26 protein-coding genes, 1 tRNA gene and 1 riboswitch are annotated in these 22,028 nt (G+C 73.2%); of the genes, 15 read left to right on the top strand and 12 right to left on the bottom strand.

The genetic code is table 11. The features are described 5' to 3' along the window. Positions 1 to 85 precede the first annotated feature (85 nt). The 3 genes from P3T37_RS28450 (at position 86) to P3T37_RS28440 (ending at position 2,637) form a co-directional block, all read left to right on the top strand. Positions 86 to 1,042: a PrsW family intramembrane metalloprotease gene (locus tag P3T37_RS28450; protein ID WP_280726772.1), complete on the top strand. Its 957-nt coding sequence runs from the start codon at positions 86 to 88 to the stop codon at positions 1,040 to 1,042. Positions 1,043 to 1,096: 54 nt separating this feature from the next. Then, positions 1,097 to 1,170: transfer RNA gene (locus P3T37_RS28445), tRNA-Met, on the top strand. A gap of 396 nt (positions 1,171 to 1,566) precedes the next feature. Further along, positions 1,567 to 2,637: a hypothetical protein gene (locus tag P3T37_RS28440; RefSeq protein ID WP_280726771.1), complete on the top strand. Its 1,071-nt coding sequence runs from the start codon at positions 1,567 to 1,569 to the stop codon at positions 2,635 to 2,637. Positions 2,638 to 2,641: 4 nt separating this feature from the next. Here the strand turns inward: P3T37_RS28440 and P3T37_RS28435 are convergent, their stop codons facing one another. The 5 genes from P3T37_RS28435 to P3T37_RS28415 form a co-directional block, all read right to left on the bottom strand. Then, the gene (locus P3T37_RS28435; RefSeq protein ID WP_280726770.1) at positions 2,642 to 3,283 is read right to left on the bottom strand and encodes a TNT domain-containing protein; all 642 of its coding nucleotides are present in this window, start codon (positions 3,281 to 3,283) and stop codon (positions 2,642 to 2,644) included. Between the two features lie 27 nt (positions 3,284 to 3,310). Next, positions 3,311 to 4,012, bottom strand: a complete 702-nt coding sequence (locus P3T37_RS28430) for a tyrosine-protein phosphatase (RefSeq protein ID WP_280726769.1) — start codon at positions 4,010 to 4,012, stop codon at positions 3,311 to 3,313. Next, the gene (locus tag P3T37_RS28425) at positions 3,997 to 4,704 is read right to left on the bottom strand and encodes a hypothetical protein (protein ID WP_280726768.1); all 708 of its coding nucleotides are present in this window, start codon (positions 4,702 to 4,704) and stop codon (positions 3,997 to 3,999) included. Before P3T37_RS28425 ends, P3T37_RS28430 begins: the two co-directional genes overlap by 16 nt. A 50-nt stretch (positions 4,705 to 4,754) precedes the next feature. After that, positions 4,755 to 5,414 carry a sensor domain-containing protein gene (locus P3T37_RS28420; protein WP_280726767.1) on the bottom strand — a complete coding sequence of 220 codons (660 nt, stop codon included), beginning with the start codon at positions 5,412 to 5,414 and terminating at the stop codon, positions 4,755 to 4,757. A 65-nt stretch (positions 5,415 to 5,479) separates the two neighbouring features. Next, positions 5,480 to 6,055 carry a GNAT family protein gene (locus P3T37_RS28415; RefSeq protein ID WP_280726766.1) on the bottom strand — a complete coding sequence of 192 codons (576 nt, stop codon included), beginning with the start codon at positions 6,053 to 6,055 and terminating at the stop codon, positions 5,480 to 5,482. Positions 6,056 to 6,106: 51 nt separating this feature from the next. On the opposite strand from P3T37_RS28415, the gene P3T37_RS28410 reads away from it, so the two are divergent. Then, positions 6,107 to 7,018 carry a hypothetical protein gene (locus tag P3T37_RS28410; RefSeq protein WP_280726765.1) on the top strand — a complete coding sequence of 304 codons (912 nt, stop codon included), beginning with the start codon at positions 6,107 to 6,109 and terminating at the stop codon, positions 7,016 to 7,018. Here P3T37_RS28410 and P3T37_RS28405 read toward each other — a convergent pair. Continuing rightward, positions 7,015 to 8,016, bottom strand: coding sequence for a M23 family metallopeptidase (locus P3T37_RS28405; protein WP_280726764.1), 1,002 nt, complete (start codon positions 8,014 to 8,016; stop codon positions 7,015 to 7,017). The two genes, P3T37_RS28410 and P3T37_RS28405, sit on opposite strands and share 4 nt — an antisense overlap. A gap of 11 nt (positions 8,017 to 8,027) precedes the next feature. Next, positions 8,028 to 8,190, bottom strand: a riboswitch (cyclic di-AMP (ydaO/yuaA leader). Between the two features lie 250 nt (positions 8,191 to 8,440). On the opposite strand from P3T37_RS28405, the gene P3T37_RS28400 reads away from it, so the two are divergent. The 7 genes from P3T37_RS28400 (at position 8,441) to P3T37_RS28370 (ending at position 14,445) form a co-directional block, all read left to right on the top strand. Further along, complete coding sequence (locus tag P3T37_RS28400; protein ID WP_280726763.1) at positions 8,441 to 8,731, top strand: YiaA/YiaB family inner membrane protein; 291 nt, start codon at positions 8,441 to 8,443, stop codon at positions 8,729 to 8,731. A gap of 52 nt (positions 8,732 to 8,783) precedes the next feature. Next, complete coding sequence (locus tag P3T37_RS28395; protein ID WP_280726762.1) at positions 8,784 to 9,662, top strand: alpha/beta hydrolase; 879 nt, start codon at positions 8,784 to 8,786, stop codon at positions 9,660 to 9,662. Beyond that, positions 9,662 to 10,234 (top strand): TetR-like C-terminal domain-containing protein, encoded by a 573-nt coding sequence (locus tag P3T37_RS28390; protein WP_280726761.1) that lies wholly within the window; start codon positions 9,662 to 9,664, stop codon positions 10,232 to 10,234. The genes P3T37_RS28395 and P3T37_RS28390 overlap by 1 nt, the downstream gene beginning before the upstream one ends. A gap of 242 nt (positions 10,235 to 10,476) precedes the next feature. Next, complete coding sequence (locus P3T37_RS28385) at positions 10,477 to 10,719, top strand: hypothetical protein (RefSeq protein WP_280726760.1); 243 nt, start codon at positions 10,477 to 10,479, stop codon at positions 10,717 to 10,719. A gap of 127 nt (positions 10,720 to 10,846) precedes the next feature. Further along, entirely contained in the window at positions 10,847 to 13,111 is a 2,265-nt protein-coding gene (locus P3T37_RS28380) for a SpoIIE family protein phosphatase (RefSeq protein ID WP_280726759.1), read from the top strand. Positions 13,112 to 13,257: 146 nt separating this feature from the next. Continuing rightward, positions 13,258 to 14,229 (top strand): hypothetical protein, encoded by a 972-nt coding sequence (locus tag P3T37_RS28375; protein WP_280726758.1) that lies wholly within the window; start codon positions 13,258 to 13,260, stop codon positions 14,227 to 14,229. Positions 14,230 to 14,280: 51 nt separating this feature from the next. Continuing rightward, positions 14,281 to 14,445, top strand: a complete 165-nt coding sequence (locus tag P3T37_RS28370) for a hypothetical protein (protein ID WP_280726757.1) — start codon at positions 14,281 to 14,283, stop codon at positions 14,443 to 14,445. An 86-nt stretch (positions 14,446 to 14,531) separates the two neighbouring features. Here P3T37_RS28370 and P3T37_RS28365 read toward each other — a convergent pair whose 3' ends face one another. Genes P3T37_RS28365 through P3T37_RS28355 form a run of 3 tightly spaced genes read right to left on the bottom strand, consistent with a single transcriptional unit; the run spans position 14,532 to position 16,604 of the window. After that, a complete protein-coding gene (locus tag P3T37_RS28365; protein ID WP_280726756.1) occupies positions 14,532 to 15,260 on the bottom strand; it encodes an MgtC/SapB family protein in 729 nt (242 codons plus the stop codon). A 22-nt stretch (positions 15,261 to 15,282) separates the two neighbouring features. Further along, positions 15,283 to 16,122 carry an isocitrate lyase/phosphoenolpyruvate mutase family protein gene (locus tag P3T37_RS28360; protein WP_280726755.1) on the bottom strand — a complete coding sequence of 280 codons (840 nt, stop codon included), beginning with the start codon at positions 16,120 to 16,122 and terminating at the stop codon, positions 15,283 to 15,285. Beyond that, on the bottom strand, positions 16,119 to 16,604 hold the full coding sequence (locus P3T37_RS28355) for a carboxymuconolactone decarboxylase family protein (RefSeq protein WP_280726754.1): 486 nt from the start codon (positions 16,602 to 16,604) through the stop codon (positions 16,119 to 16,121). Before P3T37_RS28355 ends, P3T37_RS28360 begins: the two co-directional genes overlap by 4 nt. Before the next feature lie 50 nt (positions 16,605 to 16,654). On the opposite strand from P3T37_RS28355, the gene P3T37_RS28350 reads away from it, so the two are divergent. After that, positions 16,655 to 18,112, top strand: coding sequence for a PLP-dependent aminotransferase family protein (locus P3T37_RS28350; protein ID WP_280726753.1), 1,458 nt, complete (start codon positions 16,655 to 16,657; stop codon positions 18,110 to 18,112). 5 nt (positions 18,113 to 18,117) lie between these two features. On the opposite strand, the gene P3T37_RS28345 is transcribed toward P3T37_RS28350, so the two are convergent. Both P3T37_RS28345 and P3T37_RS28340 read right to left on the bottom strand, forming a co-directional pair. After that, positions 18,118 to 18,285: a DUF6126 family protein gene (locus P3T37_RS28345; protein ID WP_280726752.1), complete on the bottom strand. Its 168-nt coding sequence runs from the start codon at positions 18,283 to 18,285 to the stop codon at positions 18,118 to 18,120. Between the two features lie 17 nt (positions 18,286 to 18,302). Continuing rightward, complete coding sequence (locus P3T37_RS28340) at positions 18,303 to 18,932, bottom strand: XRE family transcriptional regulator (protein WP_280726751.1); 630 nt, start codon at positions 18,930 to 18,932, stop codon at positions 18,303 to 18,305. 98 nt (positions 18,933 to 19,030) lie between these two features. Here P3T37_RS28340 and P3T37_RS28335 point away from each other — a divergent pair, with 98 nt between their 5' ends. The 3 genes from P3T37_RS28335 to P3T37_RS28325 are packed head-to-tail and all read left to right on the top strand — an operon-like array spanning position 19,031 to position 21,274. After that, entirely contained in the window at positions 19,031 to 19,675 is a 645-nt protein-coding gene (locus P3T37_RS28335) for a hypothetical protein (RefSeq protein WP_280726750.1), read from the top strand. Positions 19,676 to 19,732: 57 nt separating this feature from the next. Next, positions 19,733 to 20,494, top strand: coding sequence for a hypothetical protein (locus tag P3T37_RS28330; RefSeq protein WP_280726749.1), 762 nt, complete (start codon positions 19,733 to 19,735; stop codon positions 20,492 to 20,494). Positions 20,495 to 20,542: 48 nt separating this feature from the next. Further along, complete coding sequence (locus tag P3T37_RS28325; protein ID WP_280726748.1) at positions 20,543 to 21,274, top strand: HAD family hydrolase; 732 nt, start codon at positions 20,543 to 20,545, stop codon at positions 21,272 to 21,274. 45 nt (positions 21,275 to 21,319) lie between these two features. On the opposite strand, the gene P3T37_RS28320 is transcribed toward P3T37_RS28325, so the two are convergent. Next, a complete protein-coding gene (locus P3T37_RS28320; RefSeq protein ID WP_280726785.1) occupies positions 21,320 to 22,012 on the bottom strand; it encodes a terpene synthase family protein in 693 nt (230 codons plus the stop codon). Positions 22,013 to 22,028: the final 16 nt, after the last annotated feature.

Below are 22,028 nucleotides of genomic sequence, written 5' to 3'. Positions count from 1 at the left end.
CGCCACTGTCACTTTCCGTGCGCTGAACGGCACGGAATGTGCCACTCCACTCCCGCGCGGCCGGACCTTCACCTAGTCTTTTCGGGTGAGCAGTCCGTCCAGCCACGGACCGCCCGCACCCGAGGTTCCGAGTGCGGAGCGGCCCGCGCGCCATCCGCTCGCCGGTCCGGCCGCCGCGACCCTGCTGCTGACCGGTTGCGGAGTGCTGGTCGTCCAGCAGGTGCAGCGCCAGACCGGCACGGTCGGCCTGCTGGTCGGACTCGGGCTCGCCGTGCTGCCGATGCCCTTCGTGCTGGGCGCGCTGCTCTGGCTCAACCAGAGCGCCCAGGTGCCCACCCGCCGCCTCGCGCTCTGCCTGGCCTGGGGCTCCTGCGCGGCGACGGCGGTGGCCGTGCTGGCCAACGGCTGGGCCGGCGCGTACCTGATCGCCGCGCAGGGCAGCGCCCGCGGCCAGACGCTCGGCACCGAGTTCGCCACCCCGCTGATCGAGGAGTCCGCCAAGGGCGCCGTGCTGCTGCTGACCATGCTGCCGCTGCGCCACCGACTGCGTGCCGACCCCGGGCTGCGCGCACGCTCGCGGCACCGGGTGGCCGCCACCGGGATCGTGCTCGCCGGCATCACCGCCGCCGGCTTCGCCTTCACCGAGAACGTCCTCTACCTGGGCCGTGCCTTCACCGACGACCAGCAGCAGCGGCTCGACTCGATCGGCCTGGGCGACGCCCCCAGCCTGCGCGACTACGACGGCACCGTGCACACCTTCGTGCTGCGCGCCCTGCTCTCGCCGTTCGCCCACCCGCTCTTCACCTCGATGACCGGGCTCGGCCTGGCCGTCGCCCTGACCACCGGCCGCCGCTGGCTGGCCCGGGTGGCGGCACCGGCCGGGCTGCTGCTGGCGATGGCCCTGCACGGCGGCTGGAACGCCGCCGCCGGCCTGGGCACCCACGGGTTCCTGCTGGTCTACTGCGCGCTGATGGTGCCCTGCTTCGTCGCCCTCGCCGCGCTGGCCTTCTGGGCCCGGCGCTGCCCGCCTCGCTCGGGGTGAAGCGACAAGTGATTTCCCTTCGCGGTGGCCTTCCCGTAGTGTGGGGTTTACCGACGCGGGGTGGAGCAGCTCGGTAGCTCGCTGGGCTCATAACCCAGAGGTCGCAGGTTCAAATCCTGTCCCCGCTACTCAGTAGCACAGAAGGCCCGGCAGAGACTCTCCGCCGGGCCTTTTGCCGTTCCCGATGCCGCTCGCCTGCCGCTCGCCGAAAAATCCCGTTGCCTCTCTCCCGGTGGCCTGCCTATCGTGGCAGCACACTGAAAGGAGGTGATCCTGGTTGAGTACCGTCAGGATGTGTGAGGTGGCTGCTCGCTAGAGCCGCCCCAGCCTTAGCCAGCCTATGGTCGGCGGCCGAGGCGAATTCCCAGCAGTCACCCGGCCCGTGGGCTCACCGGTACATCCCCGGTGCCTCGGTGGTTCGCCACCGAGGAGAGCGCCCACGGGCCGTCTGCGTGTCCGGACCGCTACAGTTCCTCCCGCCGGGGCGCGGGCCTCGGGCGTACCGGACGCGGTAGGGGGCGGGTATGGCACGGACAGGCGGGCACTCCGCGGAGGTCCGACGGTGGCAGGCCGTCGGGATCGGATCGCTGCTCGGGCTCGGGTTGCTCGGGCTGCTGCTCTACACCGCCGGCGGCGAGCATCCGGTGAGTTCGCTCGGCGCCGGGCTGATGATCTCCTGTGCGACGGTGGTGACCGGCGGGGCCCTCGGGTTCCTGTTCGGCATCCCGCAGCTGGTGGGCAAGGGGTCCAGCGCGGCGACGGGCTCGGGCTCGGGCGGGGGCTCGGGCGGGGAGTACTCCCCCAACACCAATCTCGAACAGGTCTCCGACTGGCTGACCAAGATCCTGCTCGGCGTCGGCCTCACCCAGCTCGGCAGCATCTGGCAGCACTTCCACCAGCTGGCCCGCGCGCTGGCCCCCGCACTCGGCGGCCGTGCGGACAGCCAGCCGTTCGCCGCCTCGCTGGTGCTCTACTTCGTGGTGCTCGGCTTCCTCGGCGGCTGGCTGCTCACCCGCCTGCTGCTGGCCGGCGCACTGACCCAGGCCGACGGGAACGCGCTGGCGCTGTTCAGCCAGGCCCAGCAGCAGCAGCGCGAGGGCGACACGGTCGGCGCGGAGGACTCGCGGGTCCAGGCGATGGGCCACCTCGGCCAGTTGACCCCGACGGCAGCGCCGGCCGGCGCCCAGCAGCCGGCCGCGAGCCAGGTCGCCGACGTCCGGGCGGGCGCGAAGAACTCCGCGGCCACGCCGGAGGAGGTGCGCGGGCTCTTCGCCTCGGACGACCCGGGGCTGCGCATCCAGGCGCTGGCACTGACCCAGGGCAACTCCGGGCTGGGCGACTTCGAGAGCCTGCTGGAGTACGTCGAGCACCCGCGCTCGGCCTTCGAGCACTACCACGCGCTGCTCGCGGCGCACGGCCTGATCCCCCGGCTCGGCCGCGACCAGCGGACCCGGCTGCGCGCCGCGGTGGTGGGCCAACTGCTCGCCCCGGACGGCATTCCGGAGGCCTCGGACCGCCGCTGGGTCGGCGAGCGGATCCTGGCGACGCTGGACGCGGTCGGCCAACTGCCGGCCCCGCGGCCGTCCGGGGTCTGAGCGACTAGACGAGGCGCTGCAGGTAGCCGTTGCTGACCAGCCAGCCGACGTTGATCTGCGCCGGGGCGCCCGCGACCAGGCTCGCGTCGAGCTGGTACTGCCAGCCGAGGCCGATCTGGTCGAACCACGGCGCGATCGGGCCCGCGTGCACGGTGAACGCCTTGAGGACGCGGTAGTCGTGGTAGTTGCAGCCGGCCGCCGGGTTGCCGTCCAGGCTCTGCGGCGGGATGGCGCGGCTGGCGTACGGCAGGCCCTCGGGGGCGAGGAAGGAGCCGTACTCGCTGCCGAAGCGGTCGATGTCCTGGCCGGGGACGAGCGTCTGGTTCAGCTCGATCGGCTGCCCGTCGAAGCCGAGCAGGTAGCCGTTGGACGGCGGGTAGCGCCAGGACTTGGCGGTGGAGTCGTAGTAGGTGGCCAGGAAGTCCTGCTCGGAACGGCCGCCGGTGCGCCGGTAGCCGATCAGTTCACGGCCGACCGGGCCGCTGCGGGGAAGCTGGTCCGGGCCGAGCCGGGGGTCGCCCTGCTGATAGGCGGCCGAGCACTGGTCGGACGGCGTACCGGCCGGGGCGGCGGCCTGCGCCACCGGGGCGGCGGTGAGCAGGGCCGCCCCGGATATCAGCGCGACGAGGATCCGGCGAACCTTCATGTGCCCTCCGTACTGGGTGACTGACGATCAGTCACGGAGCATAGAGCACAGCGCCGCCTCCTCCTCGGGAGTCAGACCATGATCGGCCAGATAGCCGGAGACGCTGCCGTACCGCTCGCGGACCCGCGCCAGCACCCCGGTGATCAGCTCGGCCGTGACCGGGTGCGAGAGCCGGACCGTGCCGTGCGCGTCCACGTACTCCTGCGGGCCTTCCAGCAGGTCGAGCCCCTCGTTGGAGAGCAGGTAGTCGGCGACGATCTCCTCGTCCGGGACGTCCAGCAGCGCCAGCACGAGCGCGATCACGATGCCCGTCCGGTCGCGGCCTACGGCGCAGTGCACCAGGGCGGGCAGCGCGCCCGGTTCGAGCAGCCGACGCAGGATGGCCACCACGGTCGCCCCGGCGGTGTCCGTGATCAGCGGGTACACCTCGGGCAGCGGGGTGGCGCCGTGGTAGGTGCCGTCCTGGGGTAGGAGTGGGAAGTTGGCCAGATCGACTTCCCAGCCGTGGGTGCGGTTGGGGAAGCTGCTGAGTTCGATCGGGTCGCGCAGGTCGACCACGGTCCGCAGCCCCAGCTCGGCCAGCCCCCGGGCCCCCTCGGGCGTCAGCTCGGCGAGCCGGGCCGAGCGGTAGAGCAGGCCGGTGCGGACCGCGCCGCAGCCGCCCGCGTCACGGGCGTTGCGCAGACCGGATATCGGTAGCAGGCGACTGTCCGTCAGGGATTCGTCCATGGGGCAGCACCGTAGCGGGGATGCCGTGAGAGGGCGAGGACGTAGCGGCGGCGGCCGTCGCCGGGACGGCGCAGGGTGCGCAGCTCGCTGGAGACGCGGCGGGCGCCGAGCGCGAAGCGCAGCTCGTCCAGGTGCGGGCAGCGGACGCTGTGGTTGTCGTGCACGGGATGGACGAGCACCTCGCCGCCCGGCGCGGTGACCCGGGCCAGCTCCAGCAGCGCGGCGAGCTGGGCGCGCGGGGAGAAGAGGTCCGGGTAGGCGAAGAGCAGGTAGGAGCTGAGGGTGAGGGCGAAGGTGTCGTCCGCGAACGGCAGCCGGGGCAGCGCGGCGGCCACGTAGCCGTCGGGGTGGGCGACGGCGTCGGCAGCGAAGAGCGTGCGGGCGCGGTCCCAGCTGCGCAGGTACTTGTCGTACGGGCGGTAGCGCGGGGCGAGGTAGCGGTTGGGGGCAGCGGGCATCGCGGTGGCCATCCGGCGCCGGGCGGCCTCGGCGCGGGAGAGCACGGCGGGCAGCGGGAGCGCGTACGCGGGATCGGTGGCGACCACGCGGCAGCCGAGCCGGCGGGCCTCGGCGACCAGGCCCGCCGCGCCGCCCGGGCAGTCGAGCACCGGGCCGGGCGTGGCCCGCAGCGCGGCCCGGCTGAGGCCGAACAGCTGGCAGTACTCGTCGAGCGGCCGCGAGGTGATCAGCATGACCGCATCGCACCACGCCCGCGCGCGCCGCGCATCCGGGGGACGGGTTCTCAGCCCAGGAGGCTGCGGGTAGCGGCGCGCGGGACCGCGGTCAGGGCCCTGATCAGGTGCGGAGTGAGCAGCAGCAGTCCGATGCCGACCAGCGAGGCCGCCCCGATCTGCCAGGGCGAGGCGAGCTCGTAGACGTGGTGCACCCCGTTGCCGCCGCTGTATTCGAAGAGCCGCATCCCGCGCCATCCCAGGTAGCGCGGGTAGACCCAGGCGTAGCAGGGGTAGAGCGCCATCGCCCAGCCGGTGGCCAGGCAGACCACCAGCACCACGAAGGTCAGCAGCTGCCACGGGAACATCAGCATCAGGTAGGCGACGGCCTTCCACCCCGCCGGGTCGGCCAGCCGCGCGGTGACCGCGCCCCACCAGCCCGGCCGCCGCGGCACGACCGGCCCGGGCCCGGCGACCTCGTCCCCGAGCATCCGGCGCGCCCGGCCGCGCTCGACCGCGCCGAAGCCGCGTGCGCCGGTCAGCAGCAGCGCCAGCACCGGCACGCCCAGCGCGGTGAACACCGTGCCGACGCCGAAGGAGAAGAGCGTGACGCTCCAGACGAAGCCGGCGACCGCCACCGGGAACCCGCCGAGCGCGTAGCCGTACAGGCGGTAGGTCGCGGGCGAGAACGGCGTGAGCCGCGTGATCCGGATGGCAGTGCTGTTCGTCATACCGCCATGGTTCCGGACAGCGGCCCCGCGCCGGTATCCGGTCACCCGGCGAACCCGGGGTGGGGTTATCCCCCGATGCCCTCCCGAGCCGCGCGCCACTCCTCCTCCAGCAGCGAGTACTGCAGCGCGTCGTACCAGGTGTCCCGCAGGAAGAGGTCGTGCCGGATCCGGCCCTCCAGCTGGAAGCCCAGCTTGCGCAGCACCCGGGCGGAGGCGAGGTTCTCCGGGTCGAGGCGGGCGGCGAGGCGGTGCAGGCCCAGGGTCTCGAAGCCGAACTCGCAGAGCAGCCGGGTGATCTCGGTGGCGTAGCCCAGCCCCCAGACGTCCTTGCGCAGCGCGTACCCGACGAAGGCCGCGCGCTGTCCCTCGGTGCCGAGCACCGCGTTGCCGATCGGCACCGCGTCCTCGCCGTCGGCGGTCAGCACCACCGCCAGCCGGTAGACGGCGCGCGGCTGCTTCTCGGCCTCATCGATGTACAGCGCGATCTGGTCCGCGCAGTCCTCCCGGTCACGCGGCTCGAACGGCAGGTACCGGGCGGTCTCGGCATCGCCGAAGATCGCGTGCAGCGCGTCGATGTCGCGCGGCACGTGGTGGAACTCGCGGATGGTGACCCGCGGTCCGGTGAGCTGTACGGGATTCATGCTGCGTACCGTAGCGCCGGGCCGGCCACGCGGGCGGTTACCGTAACGGACATGAACGACGACGACCTGCAGCTCGCCCCGCGCCCGCGCACCGCCGACCTGCTGCGATGGGCCGAGGAGCAGGGCCTGGAACCAGTGGCCGAGGCCGCGGTGGACGCGGTGCTGACGTTGCTGGAACTGGGCGACGGGCAGGTGTACGACGGCTTTCCCGAGCTCAGCTCCCCGCTGCTCCAGCAGCTGCTCTACGAAAGGATCCACCTCTACGTCCAGCCGCCCGAGGAGGTGTCGCCGCTCGCCTACGGCGCGGCGGTGCGGTTGCTGATCGATCATCAGCGAGCGGCCAAACGGCTGAACGCCAAGCGTCAGCAGCGGCTGCACGAGGAGGCCGAGTGGCAGGGCGAGCTGCTCGTCGGGCTGCTGCGCCAGCCGCATCTGGTCACCTGGCCGCGGCTCTACACCCTGCTGCTGCGGGCCGACGGCGTGGACAGCGCCGACCTGGACGCCGTCCGGGCGTGGCTGGAGGAGTTCCGCGCGCTGGACGAGGAGCAGCGGATCGAGGCCTTCGCGGCGCTGGAGGCGCTGGACCAGCCGGAGGGCGTGGACGGCTGGGGTCCCGGCGTGCTGCTCTCGGTCGGGATGGCCACGGACGGCGCGCGGCTGCTGCTGGAGAACCGGCTGATGCAGCGCAGCTACCGCAACCTGGCCGGCCTCAACGCGCTGGGCCTGCCGATGCCGCAGGAGCTGGCCGGCGACTTCCCCGCCTTCGAGGCGGCGGTGGAGGCGGAGGCCCTGCGGCTGTACGGCGAGTGGACGGTCCCGGGGCTGCCGGCGCTGCTGCTCACGGAGTACCGCGACCTCGCCCCGGAGCCCGGCTCGACCGAGATCGACCGCTACCTGATCGAGCAGGGCTTCGCGGACCAGTACCTCGCCGGGCTGGACCCCGAGGACGAAACCTTTGGTTAGGCCGTGACGCCGCGCTGCTGGAGCCAGGGCTGCGGGTCGACGGGGGCGGCGCCGCCCGGGCGGATCTCAAGGTGCAGGTGCGGGCCGGAGGGGGCGCCGCCCGGCAGCAGGGCCGGGGCGTTGCCGGTGGCGCCGACCTTGCCGAGCACGGTGCTCGTCGCCACCGGGCCGGAGGCCACGGCGATCGAGGAGAGGTGGCAGTACCAGACCTCGGTACCGTCCGGCAGGGTCTGGATCACCCGGTAGCCGTACGCGCCGGACCAGCCGGCGGAGGTGACGGCGCCGGCGCCGACGGCGGTCACCGGGGTGCCGGTGGGGGCGGCGAAGTCGAGGCCGGCGTGCAGGTGACCCCAGTGCGAGGTGGACTGGCCGTACTGCGCGGTGAGCGTGTACTTGCTGGTGGGGAGCGTGAACTCGCCCTGCACCGGCGGCTGCTGGACCGACGGCTCGACGGGCTGCGCGGCGGCCTGGGCGGTGGCTTCGGCGGCGGCCTGCGCGGCGGCGGCCTCGGCGGCGGCCCGAGCTGCGGCCTCCTGAGCCGCGGCCTCGTGCGCTGCGGCCTCGGCCTGGGCGGCGCGCTTGGCGGCGGCCTCCTGGGCGGCCTCCAGGCGGGCGCTCTCCTCGGCGGCGGTGCGGCGGCTGTCGGCCTGCTGCTGGATCCGGGCGGCCAGCGCGAGGCCCGGGTCGGCGGCGGTCGACGTGTGCGACGCGAGCGAGCTGAGCGCGGCGTCCTGGTGGACGGCGTCCGACGCGCCGTCAGGAGCGCTGACGGACGGTGCCGGGGCGGGCGGCGCGGCTGCGGCGGCGGCCGTGGCGGCGGAGAGGCCGGTGGCGCCGAGCGCGGCGGCCATCGCCGTGACGCCGAGGACCGGGCCGCCGCTGCGGGACTGCTTGGGGATGCGGTGCCGGGCCGCTGCGTCGGGCGCGGTGGTCGCGGCCGGGTCGGTGGAGTGGTCGAGCAGCCGGGTAGGGCTCTGCTGGGACTGCGACAACGCCACGGGGGCGCGCTCCTTTCCTTCCTTCTCGCCTACCGGGTTAGCTGACGGGTTCGGAGCAGGAAGGTCTCCTACGGTCCGGCCGGGGCCGAACCGATTCACCCCAAGGAACGGTGGTTCCCCGGCTCCCGGACCCGGCCCTGGGGCTGGATCCTGAGGATTTGGCGACGGCGCACGGTGCCGATCGGGTACGGCGTTGCCGACCGCGCTGCGTTATCAAACGTTAATCCTAGGAGGCTCTGATTCCAAGCCGATCGGGCGGGAATGTCACCTGGTTCCGAGACCGGGTGGACGGTTTGTCGTGGATATCCGATTCGCCGTCACGCTGCGTGAGAAATTACCGCCGCGACGCCGGTCGCACACTTGTGACCTGCGCCTGAGTACGCGTACTCAGGCGCCGGGAAAGGGAGTTGGCGATCCTTCAGGTATGACCACCTCGGTTCAGCCGCGGACCACGTCCGCCTACTACGTCCAGGCCATCGCCTCGTTCGCGCTCTCCGGCGGTTCGCTCGCGATCGGCATCGCCTATCTGCCGGTGAGTGCGTGGATGCGCGCCTTCCTCGCACTCGGCCTGCTGTACGTGACCACCTCGGCATTCACGCTCGCCAAGGTGATCCGCGACCGCCAGGAGAGCACCGAGATCGTCACCCGGGTCGACCAGGCGCGGCTGGAGAAGCTGCTCGCCGAGCACGACCCCTTCAAGGTGGAGGGGGTCTGAGCGACCACACCACATGGACCCCTTGACGGCTAAGGCTATTAGCCTTAGCTTTGTGGATGTCGGAAGCGCCGCACGGCGCACCGCCAGCCAGGCCAAGGAGGCCGCCATGACCAGCACCTACGCCCCGCAGACCCAGTACCTCGAACTCCCCGGCGGCCGGATCGCCTTCGACGACAGCCTCGGCGAAGGCCTCCCCGTCCTCCTGCTGCCGGGGATGCTCGACAGCCGGACGGTCTTCCGGCACCTGCACCCGCTGCTCACCGCCGCCGGCCACCGCGTGATCACCATGGACCTGCGCGGCTTCGGCGAGTCCTCGATCACCTGGTCCGACTACTCCCCCGCCGCGATGGCCACCGACGCCCTCGCCCTGCTCGACCACCTGGGCATCGAGCGGGCCGTGCTGGCCGGCTGCTCCTACACCGGCGCCAGCGTCGTGAAGGCGGCCGGCACCGCGCCCGAGCGGGTCGCCGGGATCGTCCTGCTGGACGCCTTCATCGAGAACCTCCCGCAGAACGCCGTGCAGCGCGCCCTGGTGAAGGCCCTCGGCGCACTGCTGGTCCAGGTGCCCTCGTTCTGGGGCCTGTACCTGAAGAAGATGGCCTACCCGACCGCCAAGCCCGCCGACTTCGACGCCTACGTGGCCGGCCTGGTCGCCGCGCTGCGCACCCCTGGGCGCAAGACCGCCACCCGCGGCCACGTCCACGGCGACGCCTCGCCGATCGGGTGGAGCCGGCACGTCAGCTGCCCCGCGCTGGTCCTGATGGGCTCCAAGGACCCCGACTTCCCGAAGCCGGAGGTGGTGGCCGACCGCCAGGCCGCCGCGCTGAAGGCCCGCAAGGTGATGATCGAGGGTGCCGGGCACTACCCGGCCGCGGAGTTCCCGCAGGCCACCGCCGACGCCCTGCTCCCGTTCCTCGCCGAGGTGGCCTGATGCCCAGGGCCGGACTGACCCCCGACGCCGTGGTGGACCACGCCCTGGCGCTGATCGACGAGGAGGGTCCCGACACCCTCACGCTGGCCGCGGTCGCGGCGCGCGCGGGCGTCGCCACTCCCTCCCTCTACAAGCACGTGCCGGGCGGGGTGGGCGCGCTGCGCCGCATGATCGCGATCCGGGTGACGGACGATCTCGCCGACCGGCTGGGCGAGGAGAGCGCGGGCCTGAGCGGGGACGCGGCGGTCACCGCGCTGCTGCGGGCCTACCACGGCTACGCGACCGAGTTCCCGCGGCGCTACGCGGCGCTGCCGCAGGCGTACACCGAGGCCGACGACGAGCTGGTGCAGGCCGGCACGCGGGTGGTGGGGGCGATCATCGAGGTGCTGCGCGACTACGGCATCGAGGACTCCGAGGCGATCCACGCGGCGCGCACCGTGCGCTCGCTCTCGCACGGCTTCGCCTCGCTGACGATCGCCGGTGCCTTCCAGCTCCGGGAGGATCTGGAGGTGACCCAGGAGCGGCTGATCGCGATGCTCACCGGCGGGCTGCGGCAGTGGCCGAAGGGGTGACAGCTGACAGATTTCAGACGTCAGACGTCAGACGTCAGACGTCAGACGTCAGACGTCAGATCTCAGTGTTTTCTCAGCGCCCGCCGCCCCGTCCGGTCTAGCCAGGTGATGGGTTGATCCGATAGGAAGTCAGTACCAACCGGTATCGATTCGGGCGGGTACCGAGATCGATTCGTCTCCGGACTCCGGTCAGACTGACCTGGAGAGGGCCAAGGCCCAGGTAGCAGCAGAGGACGAGGCCCATGACACAGCCCAGCACCGCCCGCGACAGTGGGCCGCTGACCGCCTCCGACCCGATCCCCGCGCAGCGCACCGCCCTCCGGTCCGCGACGACAGCCGCCCGCGCCGCGGACTCCGGCGGCGGCGCGTCGCTGGGCTGGGCCGCCGAGGCCCGCCGGGCCTTCGCGATCGTCCGCGGCCTGCGCTCGCTCGCCACCGTCCCCGCCCGGCCGCAGGCCTCGTACGGCGAGTGCGACGGGCAGTAGCTCCCAACCCGTCCGCACGCTGAATACCCGCCAATTCGGACGGGACCAAATAGGATATTCAGCGATATGTGCGGCAGTGGACCGCCCCGAACGGGGAGGGCCCCGGGACTCAGTGAGGGGGCTCGCGATGGAGTCGGCCGGCCGGTCCACCGTGAACTGCCTGCGGGCCCTGCTTCGCTGCACCAGCGCCGCCGAGATGCTCGGCACGGTGCTCGCCGACGGGCCCGGCTGGATCACCGGCGAGGGTTCCGCGATCTACCTGCTGGACGACGCGGGCCTGCTGCGGCTGACCGTCTCCAGCGGGCTGCCCGAGTGGGCGCACGAGCGCTACGGCACCATCGACCCGGCCGGGGACCTGCCCGCCGCGGTCGCCCTGCGCCGCCGGGAGCCGGTGCTGCTCAGCCCCGAGCGGACCAGCGCCGACTACCCCGAAACGGTGGCCGGGCTCGGCACCGGCCTGGTCGCCGTCGCCGCCCTCCCGCTGGTGGTGGACGACCGGGATCTCGGCGTCCTCGCCCTCTCGCTGGCCCACCGCGGCACCGTGCCGCGCCGCGACCTGAACGCGCTGGCGGTCATCGCGGAGACCTGCGCCCAGCGGCTCGCCCACCTGGTCGACCGCGGGCCCGCGGACGGCGGCGACGCGCGCGGCGAGGTCCGCACGCACGCCGAGCGGTCCGAGTCCGCGCTCGCCCAACCGCTGCTCGCCGGGGCTGTCCGGGCGGCCGGGGCGGGCGCCTTCGAACGGGACCTGGTCACCGGCGAGACCGCCTGGGACGCCTGCGCCTACCGGGTGGTCGGCCGAGTGCCGCCCGCCGACGGCGGACCGTTCCCCGCGCCCGACCTGTCCAGCCTGGTGCACCCCGAGGATCTCGCCGAGGTCCAGGCCGCCCTGGTGGACGCGTTGGCCGGCGGCGGACCGTACCGGCTGGAGTACCGGGTGATCCGGCCGGACGGCTCGACCGGACGGGTGGAGGAGCACGGCGAGGTGCTGCTCGACGTGCACAGCCGGCCGGTGCGGATCGCCGGGCTGCTCGTGGAGCGCCACCGCGCCGGGTCGGCGCCGACCGGCCCCGAGCCGGCCGACGCCCCGCAGGCCGACGCCCGTTCGGCGCTGCTGCTCGCGCTGACCAGGGCGCTCTCGCGGGCCGTCACGGTCCGGGACGTCACCGAGGCGATGACCGACATCGCCCGCCCGGCGCTCGGCGCCGTCGGTCTGGTCCTCGACCTGGTGGACGAGGGGCGGCTGCTGCCGGTCTCGCCCTCCGTCTACGGCGGCTCGCGCCGCGGCGAGTTGAACCGGCTGCACGAGCTGTCCAGCGGCGCGATGGAGCACTCACCGGCCCGGGCCACCCCGCTGTTCAGCGAGCCGGGCGGAGCGACGGGAGCGGCGGGCGAGCCGGGCGGAGCGACGGGAGCGGCGGGCGAGCCGGGCGGAGCGACGGGAGCGGGCCCGGGGGCGGGCGCGGGAGCGGGTCCCGCGCGGCCGGCGTCCTGGGCGGTGCTGCCGCTGGTCGCCTCCGGACGGCAGGTCGGCTCCTGCCTGATCACCTTCGCGGCCGAGCGGGCCTTCAGTCGGGAGGACCGCACGCTCTACTCGGCCTTCGCCGGCATCCTCGCGCAGTCCCTGGAACGAGCGCGGCTCTACGACACCCACCACCACCGCGCCACCGAGCTGCAACGCGCGATGCTGCCGCGCAGCCTGCCGCAGCTGCCCGGGCTCACCTCCGCGGCCCGCTACCTGCCGAGCACCGAGGGCATGCAGATCGGCGGCGACTGGTACGACCTGTTCAAGCTCTCCGCCGGCAAGGTCGGCATGGTGATCGGCGACGTCCAGGGGCACAACGCCGAGGCCACCGCGGTGATGGGCCAACTCCGCAGCGGCCTACGGGCCTACGCGACGGACGGGCACGATCCGGCCGCCACGCTGGCCCGGGCCGGCCGGCTGCTCGCCGAGCTGGACACCGAGCTGTTCGCCACCTGCCTCTACCTCACGCTGGACCTCGCCGACGGCACCCTGCACGGCGCCCGGGCCGGCCACCCCGCGCCGGTGCGGATCTCGGACGGCAAGGCCGCCGAGTTGGAGCTGCCCGGCGGGCCGCCGCTCGGCGTGGACCCGAATGCCGCCTACCCGCTGGCCGTCGAACGCCTCGGCCTCGGCGAGACGCTGCTCAGCTACACCGACGGCCTGGTCGAGGACCGCGCCGAGGACTACGACGAGTCGGTGCAGCGGATGCTCGGCGGGCTGGAGCTGTGGAGCCGGCAGACCGGACCCAGCCGGGTCGGCCCGGCGGCGGCCCTGGAACGGCTGGCCGACCTGCTGACCCTGAGCGTGACCGAGCGCAACTCCCGTCCGGACGACGTCGCCCTGCTGCTCCTGCACCGGACGCTCTGAAGAAGAACTTCGAAACCACCTGCAACCTCGCGGGGGGATGGACGTCTTTAGGTTTGAAGGCGCGGGGAGGGACCCGCGGGGCCGGGGAGTGTCAGACGCGGGCCGCCTTCATCACCAGCACAGCCGTATCCAGGGGAGACTCCGTCATGCGCACGCACCTTTCGTCCCGTTTCGCGAAGAACATCACCGTCGCCGTCGCCGCGCTCGTCGTCGCCGGTGCCACGGCCGGCACCGCGGCGGCCGACGACCAGCCCAACTGCACCGGGCAGACGATCTACGACCGCCCGGGCGAGCACCCCGTCGCGAACGCCCCGACCCACCACGGCACTATCTCCATGGGACTCCTGACCTCGAACATGGCGCTGACCATCGGCAAGCCCTGGGAGTTCACCCTCGACGAGTACAACGGGACCGGAGCCGACTACCGCAATGTCGCGGTCACCCCGAGCTTCTTCGGCTGGACCGAGGTCGCCGACCGGCGCCTGGGCGGGATGACCACGCAGAACACCCACCTTCAGACCCTGGTCAACGGCCGGTGGAAGAACGTGCCCATGCAGACCGGCTGCGACCCGACGCTGTCGCCCAACAGCACCCTGGTGGACCACGCCCTGCCGGCGGGCGCCCACTGGAAGCAGACCTTCCGGGTGACCGTCGACGCCGGCGTCACCAGCAAGCTGACGTCCTTCCAGTTCTTCAACAGCGCCTTCGCGGACGGCACCCCGCAGGACTTGGGCCAGCTGACGGTCGTCAAGATCATCCGCCCGGCCGCGGTCGCGGTGCCGGCCGCACCCAGCACGCCGACCAAGCCGACCACGCCGCACCCGGCCGCGCCGAGCAACCGGGCTGCGGCCCCGGCCCAGGCGGCCGCCGTGCCTTCGGCTGCGCCCACGACCGCCGCACCCGTTCAGGCGGCTCCGGCGGCTCCGGTTGCGCCGACTGCTCCGGCGACCTCGGCCGCGCCGACCGTCGTGCAGCTCGCCCCCGTCGCCGCGGTCGCGAGCAACTCCCCTTCCGGCTCGGCCGGTAGCGGCGTGCTCCTCGGCCTCGGGCTCTTCACCGCGCTCGGCGGGATCGTCTCCCTGGTCGCGCTCCGGGCCCGCCGCACGAAGCGTGCGTGACCCCGGAAGCGATCGCCGGTCGGCCTGGGAGGCCAGCCAGGGGGCCAGACCGTGGCGAACCTGGTCACCGTCCCGGTCGGCACCAACGGCCTGATCGGCATCTCCAACTTCGCCGGCACCGCCGACGTCGTCGCCGACCTGGCCCTGTACGGGTCCTTCTTCGCCGCACCGGACCCCGGGCTGACAGTCAAGGGCGCCGCGGACACCACCCCGTAGACCGGGACGCGGTGACATCTACCCGCCACCCCTGAACGACCAGTGGGACCAGGCCCGTTCGGGTCTGGTCCCACTGTCGTTCCCGGCTATGCCAGGGCCTCGGCCTCCGGTTCCTGGCGTTCTTCGGTGAGGTGCCAGTGGAGGTCGCGGATGCCGGGCTCCAGGGAGAGGCGGGTGATCAGCTGTTCCAGGGCGCGGGTCGGGTCGCCGGTGATGGCGACGGTGGCGCGGATCCTGGTGGTGTGTTCGTCCTCGCGGCGGGCGCGTAGGCCGGTGGGGGTGAGGCCTGAGGTGCCCATGGCCTGCAACAGGACGGCTCTGACCTGGGGTTCGGCCTTGCGGTCGCAGAGCAGGTGGATGCTGGCCCGGACGCCCTCGATGTCCGGGTCGTCCTGCGGTACCCGGTCGATCAGGCGGCCCGCCGGGCGCAGCACCAGGTGGACCACCAGGACGCCCACCGTGCCGAGGAACGCGAAGAGCAGGTGCCCGGACGCCGCCATCACGCCGACGGCGGCCGAACACCACAGCGTGGCGGCGGTGTTGAGCCCGCGCACGCTGGCGCCGTCGCGCAGGATGACGCCGCCGCCGAGGAAGCCGATGCCGGAGACCACGTAGGAGGCGACCCGGGTGGTGCTACCGGGGTCGAGGACGGCTTCGCTGTAGAGGACGAAGAGCGTGGCCCCGGCGGCGACCAGTGCGTTGGTGCGCAGGCCCGCCATCCGTGCCCGCCACTGGCGTTCGACGCCGATCAGCGCACCGCAGCCGACCCCCACGGCCAGCCGGGTGAGGAAGTCCAGGGTGCTCAGGGTGGCCACGGGGCACACGTCCTTCGATGGTTCAGGCGAGCAGGGTGTTCAGTTCCGGGTAGGTCAGGGCGCCGGTGAGGGAGTGGTACGTGCCGGCGCCGAACAGTTCGGCGGCCGCGCGTCGGACCGTGTCGAAGGCCGCGAGTGCGAGGCCCGCTCCGACGCTGACCCTGGCGACGCCGAGCGCGGCCAGCTCCGGGACGCTCGGTGCGCCCGGGCCGACCATGACGTTCAGCGGCAGCGGGAGGCCGGCGGCGAGCGCCGCGATGTCCTGGGGCCGGGCCAGCGGGACGAAGATGCCGTCCGCGCCGGCCTCGGCGTAGGCGGCGGCGCGGGCCAGCGTCTGCCCCAACCAGCCGTCCGGGTCGCCGACCTGGCGCAGGTAGACGTCGGTGCGGGCGTTGATGAAGAGCGGGATGCCGGCGGCGTCGGCGGCCGCGCGGGCGGCGGCGATCCTGGCCGCCGCGTCCTCGGCGGTGCGCAGCGTCGTGCCGTCCCGGTAGAGCGGGTCGCCGCCGTGCAGGCCGTCCTCCAGGTTGATCCCGACCGCGCCCGCGCCGAGGATCTGCTCGACGGTCAGTGCCACCTCGTCCGGCGTGGCGCCGTAGCCGCCCTCCAGGTCCGCGGTGACCGGCAGGTCGACGGCGGCGGCCACCTTGGCGGTCAGCTCGACGGTGCGCTCGCGGCCCAGGCCCTCGCCGTCCGGCGCGCCGAGCGCCCAGGAGACGCCGGCGCTGGTGGTGGCCAGGGCAGCGGCCCCGGCGCTCGCCACCACCCGGGCGGTGCCCGGGTCCCAGACGTTGGCAAGTACCAACGGCTGCCCGGCTACGTGGAGTTGGGCGAAGGCGAGGGCCCTGTCGCGCTGGCTCATTCGGCGGCCCGCGGAGCCGGGCTCATCCGGGTGGTGATGGCGAAGCGGTTCCAGGCGTTGATGGTGACGATCAGGGAGATGAGCTGCGCGAGCTCCTCCTGCTCGAAGTGGCGGGCCGCCTCCTCGTAGACCGCGTCCGGAACATGGCCCTGGGTGACCAGGGTGACCGCCTCGGTCAGGGCCAGCGCGGCCTGTTCCTTTGCCGTGAAGAACGGCGTCTCGCGCCAGGCCGGGAGTGCGAAGATCCGGTGCTGGGACTCGCCACCCTTGAGCGCGTCCGTGCTGTGCATGTCGATGCAGAAGGCGCAGCCGTTGATCATCGAGGCGTGGATCTTCACCAGCTCGGCGAGCACCGGGTCGAAGCCGGCCTCGGCCGCCTTGTTCAGCCCGACCATGGCGCGGTAGACGTCCGGGACGATCTGCGGAAGCGGCAGTCGCAGCTTGGGGGCGGGCACGGTCCCGAGTTCTTCGGTCTTGGTCATGACGCCAACCCTAGGGAGTAAGTGGACCGCCCTCGTGGTTCATTTCCAGTATGAATTCTTGGGCCACTTGGGGTCAGGACCTGCACCTCGACCTCTCCGAACGACGGGCCCGCGGCCTCGGCCTGCGGGCCGCCCTGGAGGACGCGCTACGCGAGGCCGCGGCCGGCGCGAGCCTGGCGCCGGGCACCCGGCTGCCGTCCTCCCGGGTGCTCGCGGCCGACCTCGGGATCGCGCGCAACACGGTCGCCGAGGCGTACGCCCAGCTCGCCGCCGAAGGGTGGCTGACCTCCCGTCAGGGCAGCGGGACGACGGTGGCGGACCGCGCGGTGCGCCGCGGCGGCAGCGCGCCGGCGCCGCGTTCGCCCGACGCGGCGCTGCGCTACGACCTGCGGGCCGGCCGCCCCGACCTCGACCTCTTCCCGCACGCGGAGTGGCTCGCCGCCACCCGCCGCGCCCTGGCGTCGGCCCCGCGCGACGCGCTCGGCTACTCCGACCCGCGCGGCCGGATCGAGCTGCGCCAGGCGCTGGCCGACTACCTGGGCCGGGTCCGCGGCGTGCGGACCGACCCCGAGCGGCTGCTGCTCACCTCCGGCTACGCCCAGGGCCTGAGCCTGCTCAGCGCCGAGCTGCACGCGCGCGACGGGAGCGCCCGAGGCGGGCGGCCGCTGGCCGTCGAGGCGTACGGGCTCGCGCCGCACCGCGCGGTGATCACCGCCGCCGGGCCGGCCACCGTGCCGCTCCCGGTGGACGAGGACGGCGCGCGCACCGACCTGCTGGCGCGCAGCGGGGCCGGGGCCGTCCTGCTCACCCCTGCCCACCAGTTCCCCACCGGCGCACTGCTGCACCCCGCCCGCCGGGCCGCCGCCGTCGACTGGGCCCGGGAGACCGGCGGCCTGGTGATCGAGGACGACTACGACGGCGAGTTCCGCTACGACCGGCAGGCGGTCGGCGCGATGCAGGCGCTCGACCCGGAGCGGGTGGTGTACGCCGGCTCCGCCAGCAAGAGCCTGGCCCCCGGCCTGCGGCTCGGTTGGCTCGCTCTGCCGGTCGCGCTCGTCGAGCCGATGCGGGCGCGGAAGGCGGCCGCCGACGGGCAGTCGGGGGTCCTGGAGCAGCTGGCGCTCGCCGAGTTGATCCGCTCCGGCGGTTACGACCGCCAGGTGCGCCGGGCCCGGCTGCACTACCGGCGGCGCCGCGACCGGGTGGCCGCGCTGCTCGCCGAGCGTGCGCCGGAGGTCCGGGTGACCGGGATCTCCGCCGGGCTGCACGCCGTCCTGCGGCTGCCGGACGGCCTTCCGGGCGGCCTTCCGGCGGAGGAGGTGCTGGTCGAGCGGGCGTACCGGCGCGGGCTCGGGCTGGAGGCGCTGGACTCGTTCCGCCATCCGCTCACCGCGCCGGACGGGCCGGACGCGCTGCCGCCGTCGCTGGTGATCGGCTTCGGCACGCCGCCGGATCGGGCGTTCGGGAGGGGGTTGGAGGTGCTGGGCGGGCTGTTGGGCGGTGAGTAAGTGAGTCAGTGGTGGGTGTGCGCGCCGAGGAAGAAGAGCAGGTAGAGGAAGCCGCCGAAGAGGTGGGCGGCGGCCATGTAGATGAGGACGCGGATCAGCACCCGGTGGTCGGTGCGCTTGCCGGCGTCGGTGGTCGGGGCGTACGTCGGCGGGTGTACGGGGTGAGCGGACATCGCGGGTCCTTCCCGGTTCACGAGCCCAGGCAGAGGTTGCTGCCCGGGGTCTGGAGGAGGGTGTGCATGAAGAGCAGTTCGACGCCCGCGTGGGCGCCGGCGGTGTCGGCGGCAATGCAGTGCGGGGTGAGCGAGTCGAACTGCGCGCTGTCGCCCGGTTCGAGCAGGTGGACGGTGTCGCCCAGGGTGAGCCGCAGCCGCCCCTGGAGGACGTAGAGCCATTCCTCTCCTGGGTGGACCCGGACCACCTCGTCCTGGACGCCGGGCGGCACGTGCACGCGCAGGGCCTGCATCGCCCGCCCCGGCACGCCCGCGCGGCGGTAGCCCCAGCCGCCGGCCCGGCCCGGTTCGATCGCGCCGCCCCGGACCACCGGATCGGGCTCGCCGGGCTGCTCGCCGAGCAGTCCGGCGACGGTGCCGCCGTACGCGCGGGCCAGGCCGAGCAGGACGGGCAGGGACGGCTGCCTCCTGCCGGTCTCCAGCCGGGAGAGATAGGCTGGCGAGAGTCCGACGCGGGCGGCCGCGGCTTCCAGGGTGAGCCGGTTCGCCTGCCGCTGCTCGCGCAGCCGGGCGCCGAGGCCGGGCACCTCGGCGGTGTCCGGGCCACTCGCTTCGTCGGGGGCGGGGTCCGGGTGGCTCGTGGTCATGGCTTCAGTGGACACCCGCGTTGCCCATGAGGCAAGAAAAGTGCCTCAGAGGCAAAATGCCGGTGCGCGGCCACGGCTGACCCGCTAGTTTCAGCCGGATGATCACCTCATCACCGGTAGGACCGGTCACCGCCGACGACGTGGATCTCGCCGTCGACGCCCTCATCGACACGCTGACCGCCGCCCTCCCGCAGGACTGGCACGTCCCGGCGGACGGCTCGGACTGGGACTGCTGGGAGGCCGTCGAGCACATCTGCGACGACCTGTTCGCCTACGCGGGCCAACTCGCCCCGAAGCGGCCGCCGTTGGACACCCACGTGCCGATCGCGTACCAGGCCCGGCGGGTCGGCGGCCCGCCCGGCACGATCTTCGCCGACCCGAAGGGCGGGCAGGCCGGGCTGATCCAGGTTCTGGACACCTGCCGCGCCTTCCTGACCGCGATCGTGCGTACCTCGTCACCGGACGTTCGGGCGCACCACATCTTCGGCGTCGCGGACCCCGAGGGCTTCGCCGCCATGGGCGTGGTGGAGGTGCTGGCCCACGGCCACGACATCGCCGGCGGCCTGGGCTTCGCCTGGGCGCCGCCCGCCGACCTGTGCGCGCGGGTGCTGCGACGGCTGTTCCCCGACGCCCCGCAGGGGAGCGACCCTTGGGCCACGCTGCTCTGGGCCACCGGGCGCGGGACGCTTCCGGGGCGGGAGCGTCTGGAGACCTGGCGGTGGGACGGCAGGCCGCGGGACTGAATCTGCGTCTACCTAAAGGCCATGCAAAAAGCGCAGGTGACAGGCTATGGTCCCTCGGTGATCGAATCGACCGAGCGGGCCGGGAACACCTGGTGGGCGCTCATACGGGGAAAGCTGGCAGCCTGCTGGTGGCAGCTGCTGGCGGTGCAGGTGCTGTTCGCGGGCGCCGTGGTGGCCGAGCTGAGGCTGAGCGTGGCGCTCGACGGCTCCGGCCTGCGGATGGCGGGCGACCTGTTCCTGCTGGCCGCCAACGGCCTCACGGCTGCCTGGAGCTGGTCCGCGGTGCTGCGGATCCTGGACGGCGGCCACGGGATCCTGTCGGCGCTGCGACCTGACCTGCGGCGGGTCTGGCGACTGGCGGGCTGGCTGGTGGCACTGGATGTCTTCGGCCTGCTGAGGCTGCTCTGCGATATCGACGTCAACGCCTATGTCGATATCGCCTTCTCGCCCATGATGAAGGCGGTTCTTCTGGGTTCCGTGTACCTGCTGTTCGCCGCGGCACTGCTGCCGATGGCGATCCTGCTGGAGGGACGGGGCTTCCGCCGGGCCTTCCGGCTGTCCCACGGTGGCTGGTCCACCGTCCTGCGCGTACTGCCCGTGGTGCTGATCGGCTCCGTCGCGTCCAGCGGCCTGCAGTACTGGCAGACCACCACGCTGGGAACCTTTCCGGCGCCGCCCCACGCTGTCCTGGTCCAGGTGGCAGCCGCCCTGGGCGGTGCGCTGAAGGACGCGCTCACCGCGGTGCTGCTGTACGCGGCCTACCGACTCTCCTCGCCGGCGGACAGCTCCGTGAAGCCCCCTACGGCTCGGAGAAGTTGACCCTAGAGTTGCAGGAGATCCACTTCGTCTTCGTCCACTGGGGGAGCCATGAGACACGTCCGGGCCGTTCTCTTCGACATCGATGACACGCTCTTCGACTACACCGGGGCCGAACGGGCGGCCATCGTCGCCCAGGTGAGCGAGGAGGGCGGGCTCGGTGCGCTGGCCTCGGCGGGTGAGGCGGCGCAGCTCTGGAGCGAGCTGATGGCAGCCTCGTACCAGCGGTTCCTGGACGGGGAGTTGACGTTCCGGGGACAGCAACTGGCCCGCGCCCGGGCCTTCGTCGCCGCCGTACATCCGGGCGGCGAGCTGCTGGACGACACGGCGGCGGCCGAGTGGTTCGAGAGCTACCGGCGGCACTACCGCGCATCATGGCAGCCGTTCCCGGACGCCGCGCCGACGCTGGAGGCGCTGGCCGCGCACGGGCTGCGGCTCGGGCTGATCTCCAACGCCAGCGAGGCGAACCAGCGGCCCAAGATGCAGGAGATCGGCCTGGCCGACTTCTTCTCCGACGGGCCGCTGATCTGCTCGGAGGAACACGGCGAGGCCAAGCCCGCCGCGTCCATCTTCCACGCCGCGTGTGGGGAGTTGGGGCTGCCGCCGGAGCAGGTCGCGTACGTCGGCGACCGGCACGACGTCGACGCGCAGGGCGCGCGGGACGCCGGCCTGACGGGGATCTGGCTCAACCGCAGCGGGGGGCGTTCGGAGGCGGACGCCGGGGTCACGGTGATCGCCTCGCTGACGGAGTTGCTGCCGCTCTTCATCGCCTCCCGTCGGTAGGCGCGGCGCAACGCGGGCAGGCGCTGGCAGCAGAAGTCGGCATGATCACGTCGGTCCTGGGGATTGATCACCTGCCGACGCGTAGCGGGAGCTGGCGCCGGTCCACTCGTGCAGGGCGAGCCGGAACCGGTCGAGGTGCAGGGCGAACCGGGTAGTGGCTCGGAGCAGCCCGGTTCGGTGGTGAGGCCGCGATTCGTCGGAGTCGCGCAGTGCGGTGTGCGCCCACCAGAAGCGCTGCTCCTCCGCGCTCAGCAGCGACTGCGCGCGCTGCCGGGCATCTCGGGGCGAGAGGTCGGCAGTTCGGACCAGTGCGGCGACTGCGGTGAAGGTCTCGTCAGGGCCGGCGGCGAGATCGTTCGCGAGGTACCCGCACGCGCTGAACGAGTGCAGCAGGCCCTGCACGAGCGGCGTGTTCCAGTCGGGTGTGACGCACTGCTCGGCGATCTCGCACCACATCGCGGCCAGCAGCATCCCGCCGTCGGCCGGGCGGATCGCCAGGTACTGGCGCAGCGTCGGGGTGCGCCCCGGCTGCACGTAGGTCAACAACTTCTCGGCTGCCGCGCGGATCCAGGCGGCCAACTGCTCGCGGTACCGGTGCCACCAGTGGTCCGGCATGATCTCCCGGGTCTGCTGGACCAGGCCGGCGAGCGCGTGCACGAATGCCTTCCGGAGTCGGCGGAGGCCGTCGACGCGTTCGGCAGCGTCTGAGTGCTGTTGCCGTCCCTGTACCTCCCGTATCGTCGGGGGACGACTT

The organism is Kitasatospora sp. MAA4 (assembly GCF_029893355.1).
Lineage (GTDB): Bacteria > Actinomycetota > Actinomycetes > Streptomycetales > Streptomycetaceae > Kitasatospora.
This window is presented reverse-complemented; position numbering and strand designations above follow the sequence as displayed.